Source organism: Candidatus Cloacimonadota bacterium (assembly GCA_020532355.1).
In the GTDB taxonomy this organism is placed as follows: Bacteria; Cloacimonadota; Cloacimonadia; order Cloacimonadales; family Cloacimonadaceae; genus UBA5456.
Genome location: JAJBBD010000003.1, coordinates 1 through 9903 on the forward strand (window position 1 = coordinate 1; position 9903 = coordinate 9903).

Here is a 9903-nt window from a genome sequence, read left to right on the forward strand (position 1 = left end):
CATAATTCTACGCGTAGATAGTGGTGGTGGCAGTGCTCAAGCCTCCGATATCATCCTACGGGAACTTAGCCTGGCGCAAAGCGAGAATAAAAAGCCCGTAGTGGTTTCTATGGCTGGAGTAGCTGCAAGCGGTGGATATTTTATATCTGCTAATGCCGACCGCATAGTTGCCGACCCTGCCACACTTACTGGATCAATCGGAGTAATAGGCTTAATGTTCAACGCCACCGATTTGTTTAAAAAAATAAAAGTAAACTGGAGTACGGTGAAGATGGGCGAAAGAGCAGATTTGGGGGCAATTTATAAACCTTGGACCGATGAAGAAAAAGCTCTTTTAGAAAACTATATCGAATACACTTATGAGGATTTTGTCTCCAAAGTAGATAACGGAAGAAAGAATCTCAACAAAGAAGAAGTTCATGCTTTGGCCCAAGGACGAATCTGGACCGGTGAGCAGGCTAAAAATAACGGTCTTATCGATGATCTGGGAGGTTTGGATACTGCCCTTGAACATATGCGTGAACTTACAGGAATTGAAGGTTCCATGCGCCTTGTAGACGCCACAAGCTCCGAGACTGGTATTTCCATTGGCATTAGCAGCAATCCTATGTTTAATGTGTTGGGATTGCATGCACTGGAAGAAATTAGCCAAGAATATATCAAGCTCTATGAATTCTGGCAAGATTTTTCAGAGGAAAAAGCCCTAATGTTAAGCCCAATCAATAATAATGAACTACAATTCTAAATGTTAAAACAAAAGAAAGTGGGTGGAATTTAATTCCACCCACTTTCTTTTGGGCAAAATAGCTAAGCCATCACTCTCCCATTACTTCATCCCACTTATTTATCAACTCTCTTCTATCCTTTTCAAGACACTTCTTAACAACTGGCCAATCGGCATAATGGTATTGCTTGGTGACTTGCAGATACTCACGCTGGTCTAAATGGATAGTAAAACCTATCCTACTTAATGATATCGTGTCCGGATCCGGTCCCATGTCTCTAACCGGAGAAACACTGATAATCCGGGTGAGATCAATTATAGTGCCGTCTGATAATGAGAATTTCATAACGACTCCCGAACGTATTTTTTGATAGTTACAAATTTGCAAACACGCAATAATGTGCAAGCAAAATGTTGTTATATACTAACATCTTTTTGCATTAAATAAACTTTGTGAATAAATGCTTATCCTACTGAAATATATATTCTTATATTGTATTTCATAAACACACATTCAACGATTATTGATCCAAAACGTGTTGATTTTCATCCACTTCTCGTCTATTTATTTCGATATTATTTGTTATTTTGTTCAAAACTCACTCTTCTTCCCACATACATTAGGTTAATTATAGCGATAATTCAAGTTACTATTCTCCCTTATCTACAAGATAATCTCGGCTCTAAACTCAGTTAATGTCTGCTTGATGCATTGGCAAGGGAATCATCAATTAAGCATTGTAGAGATTCATCAACAATATCTTCAAGACTCTGGTTATTGTGCATAGCTGTAAAAATAAGTAAACAGGCAATTCAAGCAGATCTTAAGGTTTGATATTCTTGTATTCATATTCTTCCGCAATTCTTTTTGCAAGGAGCAATATTTCATGTTCTTACTACTAACAATCTCACTTTTAAGATAGGGAAATTGCGTTTTAGCAGAAGAAAAGGTTTGCCTTAAGAGCACAATAGCCTATTATATGAGTAGGATATAGAAAAATAAATATTTAGGTGGTTTAATATGTTCAACTACAAGTTATTAGATAAATATGATCCCATTCATAATAAAGCCTATCAATTGATCGATAATGCGGGCAAACCCTTGGATGCAAAATGGGAACCCTCTCTTTCGAAAGATCAAATCCTTAAGGCGTATAAGGATTTGCTGTTTGAGCGCACAGCCGACCTAATGGCAGTGAGTTATCAACGTCAGGGCAGGATGTATACCTACCCCCCAAATCTGGGGCAGGAAGCCATTCATATTGCCGCCGGTATGGTCACGAAAGAGCAAGATTGGCTGGTACCGGCTTTTCGCGAATTAGGTGCCTGGCTGGCAAAGGGAGTTAGCCTTCGAGAAATATTCCTTTATTTTAAAGGCCAAGAAGATGGTTCTCGCTTCGAAAAAGCTAACCGAATGCTACCGGTATCGGTGCCTATCGCCTCTCAATTGGTACACGCTGCAGGTTTGGGTTATGCAATCAATTATCATAAAGAAAAAGATGCCGCAGTATTTGCCTATGTAGGCGATGGTGGTACTTCTGAAGGCGATTTTCATGAAGCCTTGAACTTTGCTGCTGTGTGGAATACCCCGGTTATCTTCATTGTGCAAAACAATCAATTTGCCATCTCAGTGCCGCTGAAGATGCAGACTAAATCCATCAACATTGCGGTGAAAGGCATTGCATACAATGTCCCCTCACTTTTAGTAGATGGCAACGATTTCTTCGCTATGCACGATGCGCTTTCTTTTGCCCGCAAGCACGCAACAAGCGGTAAAGGTCCCTTCCTTATTGAGGCTCGCACCTATCGTGCCGGAGCCCATACTACATCTGACGATCCCTCCAAATATCGCAGCAAAGAAGAGGAACAGCTTTGGGCAGAGAAGGATCCGTTAAAACGTTTAAAAGGTTACATCAAACATGCCAAGCTTGACGCCCTAAAGGATGAGGAAAAACTCATTAAAGAATTCAAAAAACATATTGATAGTGAATTTGAAGCAGCAGAAAAGCATCCGGACTATCCTTTGGACGATGTCTTTGGCTATATGTATGAAGAGATTCCGGACGAACTAAAGCGTCAGAAGAACAACTATGAAAACTATTTGAGAGGTGCAAAATGAAGGTGATGAATCTGGTACAAGCAATCAACGACGCCTTGGATATCAAGCTTAAAGAAGATACAGAAATTGTAGTATACGGTGAAGACGTAGGTGTGGAAGGTGGAGTGTTCCGCGTAACCGAAGCTCTGCAAGTTAAGCATGGTGCAGATAGAGTATTTGACAGTCCTTTGGCAGAATCTGGCATTGCCGGGACAGCTTTGGGAATGGCAATCTCGGGGATGAAACCGATTATTGAGATGCAGTTTGATGGCTTCTCTTACCCAGCTTTCAATCAGATTTTCAGTCACATCTCCCGGTTCCGCAATCGAACCCGAGGCAAATTCACAGTTCCGATGGTGATTCGCATTCCTTATGGTGGCGGCATCAATGCTTTGGAGCATCACAGTGAAAGTCCTGAGGCATATTTTGGGCACACGCCAGGACTCAAGGTGGTGATTCCTTCCACTCCCTATGACGCCAAGGGTTTATTGATTTCGGCGATAGAAGATCCAGATCCCGTTATTTTTATGGAGCCCAAGCGGATTTACCGGGCAATCAAGCAGGAAGTTCCAGAGGAGGCATATCGCATACCTTTGGGTAGAGCCAAGGTGCTCCAACAGGGTGAGCAGATTACGGTTATCGCATATGGCGCTATGATTCGTGAGGTACAAAAGGCAATTGCCCTGCTCAAATCTGAAGGATATAGTGTTGAACTGATTGATCTGCGCAGCATCTGGCCGCTTGACCGCGAGACCATCACCAAGTCCGTGCACAAAACAGGTCGTGCCCTTGTGGTTACAGAAGCGCCGCAGAGTTATGGTCCTGCCGCCGAACTGATTAGCATCATCAATGAAGAGGCATTTTTATCCTTAGAGGCGCCGCCCAGTCGTTTGACTGGTTTTGACACGGTAATCCCCCTGCCTTTGGGAGAAAAGCATTATATGATCAGTCCAGAGCGCATTGCCGCCGAGATTGACCGTCTGATAAGGTATTAAAGGAGTTAATTATGCGTTATATATTCAAGTTTCCCGATATCGGGGAAGGACTGGAAGAAGGCAAAATCATTGAATGGTATGTGGATAAAGGCAGCACCGTTGAAAGTGGCGATCCAATAGTTAAAATGGAGACGGACAAGGTGGTTACCGATATTCCTTCTCCTAAAAGCGGCGTGATTTCCGTACGTTATGGTGGCATCGGCGATACCGTGAAGGTCGGTTCTGCTTTGGTGGAGATTGACATCGAGGGCATAAATGCCGAAACCGCGCAAGAAGAAGCAAAAGTAGAACCCAAAGCAGCCTCCACCGAATCCGTAGATGAAGAAGGTTTTGGTGGTGTAGTGGGCACCATTGAAGTAGCGGGAGACGGTGCCTATCTGCCTGCAGGAGAAGAGGGTATCTCTGTACAAAAAGAGACTAAAATCCGCAAGAAAGCCCTTGCCACTCCCGTTGCTCGAGCCATGGCGAAAGACCTCGACATCGACATCAATCAGGTGCAGGGCACTGGCCCCGCGGGCAGGGTCACCAAGAAAGATGTGCAGTCTTTTCGTCCATCCGCACAGGTTCATTCTTTGGCAAAGTCAAATCAGGAGGCTACATCAGAGCGTATCAGCTTTGAGCCTCTTTCTCAGATTCGCAAGACCATAGCCAAGAACATGCTCCGCAGCAAGCAAAACACTGCACACATGAGCATCATGGATGAGGTAGAGATCAGCGAATTGGTGAATGCCAGGACTCGTTTGAATGAGTTACTTGGTGATAGCGGCATCAGACTTACTTATCTGCCTTTTGTAATTAAAGCCATAGCCCTTGCACTGAAGCAACACCCAGTGCTGAATGCCGAATTGGACATGGAAAATGAACGCATTATTAATAAGAATTACATCAATATGGGTATTGCCATGGACACCGAAGACGGCCTGGTAGTGCCTGTAATTCGTGATGCGGATAAGAAATCTCTGAGTGAATTGGCGGCTGAGATTAAGAGTTTGACAGGCCGAGCTCAAGACCGTAAACTGACGCTGGACGACCTCAAGGACGGTACTTTCAGCATTACTTCTTATGGTTCGATTGGCGGATATTTTGCTGTTCCTGTAATCGCCTATCCACAGGTTGCCATCTTCGGTATTGGAAAAATAACGCAAAAGCCTGTGATCAAAGACAATCAGATCGTTATCGGAAATGTGATGCCCATCAGTATGAGTGTGGATCACCGCATTGTTGACGGAGCGGAGGTCAGCAGGTTTGTAAATAAAGTACTTGGTTATCTGAAAGAACCCATGTTACTGATAGTATAAGGGAGGAAGCATGGTATATGATTTAATTATTATTGGTAGTGGACCCGCGGGTTACGTGGGTGCTATCAAAGCAGGTCAGCGCGGCCTCAAAACTCTGGTAATCGACAAAAAGTATGTGGGCGGGATGTGTCTGAACTGGGGTTGCATTCCCACCAAGAGCCTTTTAGAATCTGCCAAAATGCTACAGAAAGTGAAGTCTGCAGCAGAATTTGGCATTACGGGCATAAATCCGCAGGAGCTTGCTTTCGATTGGCAACAAGCAGTTAAACGGACTTTTCAGATCGTTTCTAAGCTAAGTCGCGGAATAGAATTCCTCTGGAAGAAGAACGGGGTGGAATTTCTAATGGCAGAAGCTAAAATCCTTTCCCCTACTCAGGTTGAAGCCGATAAACGCATCTTTGAAACAAAGAGTATCCTCATTGCCACAGGATCACGCCCCGCCCCGCGTCCGGACTTTCACGATGCTCTGAGTCTGGAAGAGCTGTATAGCCTAGACAGGCTGCCCGAAAAGCCTCTTCTGGTGGGGAGAGGCGCCAATCTGGTGGAGCTGGCTCAGTTTTTCAGGATGATAGGCAAGGAACCGATAATTCTGGCCGATGAATTGCCCCTGATGCCCTCGCTGGATGTCTATTTAGAGAACTTCATCCATAAGAAACTAAAGAAAGATAAGATTCCCCTTATCCCCATCCGCGAAGCGATCATCAAGGATAAACACATCATCTATAAAGAAAAAGAATATCCCTTCGATAGAGCGATAAATATAAGCTTTAGAACTGCCGTATTACCTGAAATCAAGCCAGATATTGCGATGGAAGGAGATTTTATCAAAACGGATATAAATCATCAATGCAGCATTCCTGGCATCTATGCAGCTGGCGACGTGAACGGCAAAAGTTACCTGGCTCACGTGGCATCCGCCCAAGCTCTGGAAGTAATCGACACCATCATGAAAGTTCAATTGCCTGTGGTGGAACGCACTTACCCCCTAAATATCTACAGCGAGCCCGAAATGGCACAAATCGGCATCACCGAAGCACAAATAAAAGCCAAGGGCATCGAGTATCGGGTGAACCAATACTCGCTCTCCGCAAACGGTAAAGCACTAGCAGAAGGCACAGCAGACGGCTTCATCCGCATTCTCTACGAAACAAAATATAACGAAGTGCTGGGAGTACAGATTGTGGCCGCAAACGCTACTGACCTCATCAGCGAAGCAGGTATCCTGATGGAACTGGAAGGCACTACCTTCGATCTCGCCCGCACCATCCACGCTCACCCCACCGTGGCAGAAATCTATATGGACGCCGGCTCCTTAGACTAGACAAAGATTTTCATTGGGTTGAACCAGGCACTCTTACGGTGTCTGGTTCTTTGTCTCTGGGAAAAGTCGCTCAAGCAAGCATTCTAATCAAGCTTGAGTTAACGCATTTGGTAGAGCTCAGAAACAGGACAATAAAAAGCAGCAAGGTTGACTATCTACAAAAAGTCTGACATTAGATAACAAGACGAGTACAATTCAATTATCCGCTTGGCCATACATAGATTGTGAGTAACGAGGGATATCAAATGCACTCAAACATCCAGAGAAACAATGAATTGGAATCCACGCCAACATCGGGGACTCTACATACTCGCATCTCATATATCATAGGCAAGCATATAATTAACTAATCTTTTTTTTGTAATGCAAGTCAAGAGTTTCCCTGGTATAGATGCTCAAAATTGGCAGGACTCGGGCTTATGGTTCATTGCAAAAATGTGTTTTGGTGTTATTCTCAATTGCTTTATGCTTTATCAATTCTATAAAATTAGGAGTGAGAATACTAGCCCTCAATGATTTCCAGAATGCTCTGAAAGGGAATGCTATGCATACATTTAAAATGTCCCAGAGGACATTTTTCAGAACCGTGCAATGAACAGGGCTGGCAATCCAGATTAGCACAGAGGATATGAGCGTTGGGATTCTGCGGAGAAAATCCCAATCGGGGATGAGTTGCCCCAAAAATTGCGATCTGCGGTCTATGCAATGCAGCGGCCAGATGCATGGGTCCGCTATCAGAGCTGATCACCCAATCACAAGTCTCCAACAGGGACAGAATCTGCGCATAGTTAAGTTTTGCACATAGATTTATGGTTCTTTCATCAAGTATCAGGTTTTGGCAAAGCTCTAGCTCAGAAAAAGATCCCAACAATATATATTGAAAATTCTTAGGGCTATTTTCTATAAGCTCTTTGTAATATTTTAAAGGATATCTCTTTGTATTATGTGTAGCTCCGGGAAATATAGCAATTCTTTTGCAGACTGAGAGAAGCTCGGGCAAAGTGGTGTGTGGGGATGAGTATAAATGCGGAGACTCAAGTATTACATGTTGATAGATTTTATCCAATGCAGTTTTATAAAGATCCAGTGTGCTCTCAATATGCAGGCTATTATTCCCTTTCACAATTCTAGCTCTGGTAATGCGTGCCTTGTTGTAGGTAACGCTTTTGTTCCCTCTGGCGGCGATTTTTATAAGGTATGTGGAGAGCTTGCCATGCAGATCAATCACAATATCGTATCTGACCTTAAACAGTGCGAAATGTGCCTTAAAACTCTTTTTATAAATTATCGGCTTGAGCCCACAACCCATTAGGGTCACAAGCTCAAGGAATTGTTCTTTTACCACATAATCAATCTGCGCTTCAGGATACTTTGCCCTTAACCAAGCCGCAATGGGCTGAGTGAGAACTATGTCCCCCAGAGAACTAAGGCGCAAAATAAGGATTTTCATTGCGTGCTTTTAATTATCATTGGAATATCGAGAATTAACTGACTAAGATCTCCGGGATTTATACACCCTGCCTGTGCACTATCCGGGCGTCCGCCACCCTTGCCGTCCAACGTGGCAGCAATAGCAGATACTATCTTACCCGCATTAAACTTGGGCAATAGTTTCTTACCAACTACTGTAAGTATAGAGAGCTTATCTCCTTTTTTACAAAGCATTACAGCAATTTCATCACTCAGCTTTTCACGCAAGTTGTCCGCAAAAGATTTGAGGTCACTACCCTCAGGAAGTTCTTTGACCAGAAGCCTAAACTCACCATAGGTAATAGATTGAGCTAACATATCGTCAATCATGGCCAGACTGTGCTGGCTTTCCAATTGTTTTATCCTGTTTTCTAGATCAGCAATGTGTTGCTTCTGTGCTTGTAGTTTCTGCTCAATCAAGTTTGGTGGGCAAGAAAGCATTTCCGAAACCCGTTGCAAGCTATTCTGCATCAAAGAGATATAATTCAATGCTGCACGACCGGTGACAGCCTCGATGCGTCTGATACCTGCTGCGGTTGAGCCTTCGGATATAATCTTGAAGATACCAATCTCGCCAGTGGCTGAGGCATGGGTACCGCCACAAAGCTCTTTGGAGTAGTGATTAATGCTGATCACGCGGACCTCATCACTGTACTTTTCTCCAAACAAGGCAGTAGCACCAGTAGCTTTGGCATCCTCGATGCTTTGAATGCTTGTGCTGATGGACATGTTATCTCTTATAGCTTTATTTACAATCGCTTCGACCGTCTCGGTTTGAGAACGAGAAAGAGCTTGAAAATGGGTAAAATCGAAACGTAGATAATCGGGATGCACCAGCGATCCTTTCTGTTGCACATGGTCACCTAATACAGAGCGCAAGGCTTTGTGTAAGAGATGGGTAGTGCTATGATTGCGAGCAATATCGCCGCGACGTGAACTATCGATCTCGGCAGTTAGCATTTGCCTGGAAATCTCACCACTCTTAAGAGTAGCATAGTGGATAAAAACATCATCTATCTTCTTAACATCGTGTACATTGAGTTCGCATTCATCGTTATAGATTCGTCCGGTATCAGCAACCTGTCCCCCGCTTTCGGCATAAAATGGTGTTTGTGAAAGTTGCAAAGCAATTACTTGGTCGTCTCCAACGCTGTAACGCTGAATATAAGTGCTATCCATGTGCTTCTCATAACCCGTGAACAGCGTAGGCAAAGCAGGGCGTAAGTCTATCCAATCCTCATCGTCCTTATTAGTACCAAATTTGGAAGCTTTACGGGCACGTTGACGCTGTGCTTCCATCTCGTCGTTAAAACCGCGATAATCAATCTTGAAGCCTTTCTCTTCGGCCAACATCATCGTAAGATCCAATGGGAAACCGTAGGTATCGTAAAGCATAAAGGCGTCTTTGCCTCCGATTAGATTACCATCCAGATGAGCGCAGATCTCGTCGAACTTCTGCAAACCAGTATCCAAAGTTTTATTGAAACGTTCTTCTTCGGCTTTTATCACCATCTTAATATATGCTTCTTTGCCGGCAAGCTCAGAGAAATGGTGCCCCATTATTTCCACAACGCAATCAACTAGGTTGAAAAGGAAGGGCTCGACAAAGCCAAGCAGCCTGCCATGACGTGCGGCACGACGCAGAATCCTGCGCAATACATAACCACGACCCTCATTTGAGGGAAAACCTCCATCGGCGAGAGCAAAACACAAGCATCGGATATGATCGGCAATTACCCTGTGGCTCATGCCTTCTTCGGCAGTGTAGGGATTTCCGCTCAACTCCGCAATCCGTTGAATGATGGGCATAAAAAGGTCTGTTTCGTAGTTTGTACTCTTTTCTTGCAAAACCTGAGTGATGCGTTCTAAGCCTGCACCAGTATCCACAAAACGCTGTTTCAAGGGACTTAGTGAGCGATCTTCCTCCCTGTTGTATTGGATAAATACCAGGTTCCATAGCTCGATATATCGGTCACAATCGCCATTTACAGTACAAA

8 protein-coding genes are annotated in these 9903 nt (G+C 44.0%); 5 read left to right on the forward strand and 3 right to left on the reverse strand.

Going from position 1 to position 9903, the window contains the following annotated elements; all coding sequences use genetic code 11:
* On the forward strand, window positions 1–745 hold a 745-nt coding region (gene sppA, locus LHW48_00035), incomplete at its 5' end, for a signal peptide peptidase SppA (GenBank protein ID MCB5258850.1).
* Between the two features lie 70 nt (window positions 746–815).
* Here the strand turns inward: sppA and LHW48_00040 are convergent.
* Window positions 816–1070, reverse strand: coding sequence for a hypothetical protein (locus LHW48_00040; protein MCB5258851.1), 255 nt, complete (start codon window positions 1068–1070; stop codon window positions 816–818).
* A gap of 675 nt (window positions 1071–1745) precedes the next feature.
* Between LHW48_00040 and pdhA the strand changes: the two genes are divergently transcribed.
* The 4 genes from pdhA to LHW48_00060 are packed head-to-tail and all read left to right on the forward strand — an operon-like array spanning window position 1746 to window position 6436.
* Entirely contained in the window at window positions 1746–2843 is a 1098-nt protein-coding gene (pdhA, locus tag LHW48_00045) for a pyruvate dehydrogenase (acetyl-transferring) E1 component subunit alpha (protein ID MCB5258852.1), read from the forward strand.
* Entirely contained in the window at window positions 2840–3817 is a 978-nt protein-coding gene (locus LHW48_00050; protein MCB5258853.1) for an alpha-ketoacid dehydrogenase subunit beta, read from the forward strand. The genes pdhA and LHW48_00050 overlap by 4 nt, the downstream gene beginning before the upstream one ends.
* 11 nt (window positions 3818–3828) lie before the next feature.
* Window positions 3829–5115: a 2-oxo acid dehydrogenase subunit E2 gene (locus LHW48_00055; GenBank protein MCB5258854.1), complete on the forward strand. Its 1287-nt coding sequence runs from the start codon at window positions 3829–3831 to the stop codon at window positions 5113–5115.
* Between the two features lie 10 nt (window positions 5116–5125).
* Window positions 5126–6436 carry an FAD-dependent oxidoreductase gene (locus LHW48_00060; GenBank protein ID MCB5258855.1) on the forward strand — a complete coding sequence of 437 codons (1311 nt, stop codon included), beginning with the start codon at window positions 5126–5128 and terminating at the stop codon, window positions 6434–6436.
* 502 nt (window positions 6437–6938) lie between these two features.
* Here LHW48_00060 and LHW48_00065 read toward each other — a convergent pair.
* Both LHW48_00065 and alaS read right to left on the reverse strand, forming a co-directional pair.
* Complete coding sequence (locus LHW48_00065; protein MCB5258856.1) at window positions 6939–7886, reverse strand: glycosyltransferase family 9 protein; 948 nt, start codon at window positions 7884–7886, stop codon at window positions 6939–6941.
* A partial coding sequence (gene alaS / locus LHW48_00070; protein ID MCB5258857.1) for an alanine--tRNA ligase occupies window positions 7883–9903 on the reverse strand: 2021 nt, incomplete at its 5' end. The genes LHW48_00065 and alaS, both read right to left, overlap by 4 nt.

Excerpts from the sequence above, each read along its gene's own strand:
- LHW48_00050 (MCB5258853.1), top strand. The coding sequence starts at position 2,840 with ATGAAGGTGATGAATCTGGTACAAGCAATCAACGACGCCTTGGATATC.
- LHW48_00040 (MCB5258851.1), bottom strand. The coding sequence starts at position 1,070 with ATGAAATTCTCATTATCAGACGGCACTATAATTGATCTCACCCGGATT.
- pdhA (MCB5258852.1), top strand. The coding sequence starts at position 1,746 with ATGTTCAACTACAAGTTATTAGATAAATATGATCCCATTCATAATAAA.
- LHW48_00065 (MCB5258856.1), bottom strand. The coding sequence starts at position 7,886 with ATGAAAATCCTTATTTTGCGCCTTAGTTCTCTGGGGGACATAGTTCTC.
- LHW48_00060 (MCB5258855.1), top strand. The coding sequence starts at position 5,126 with ATGGTATATGATTTAATTATTATTGGTAGTGGACCCGCGGGTTACGTG.
- LHW48_00055 (MCB5258854.1), top strand. The coding sequence starts at position 3,829 with ATGCGTTATATATTCAAGTTTCCCGATATCGGGGAAGGACTGGAAGAA.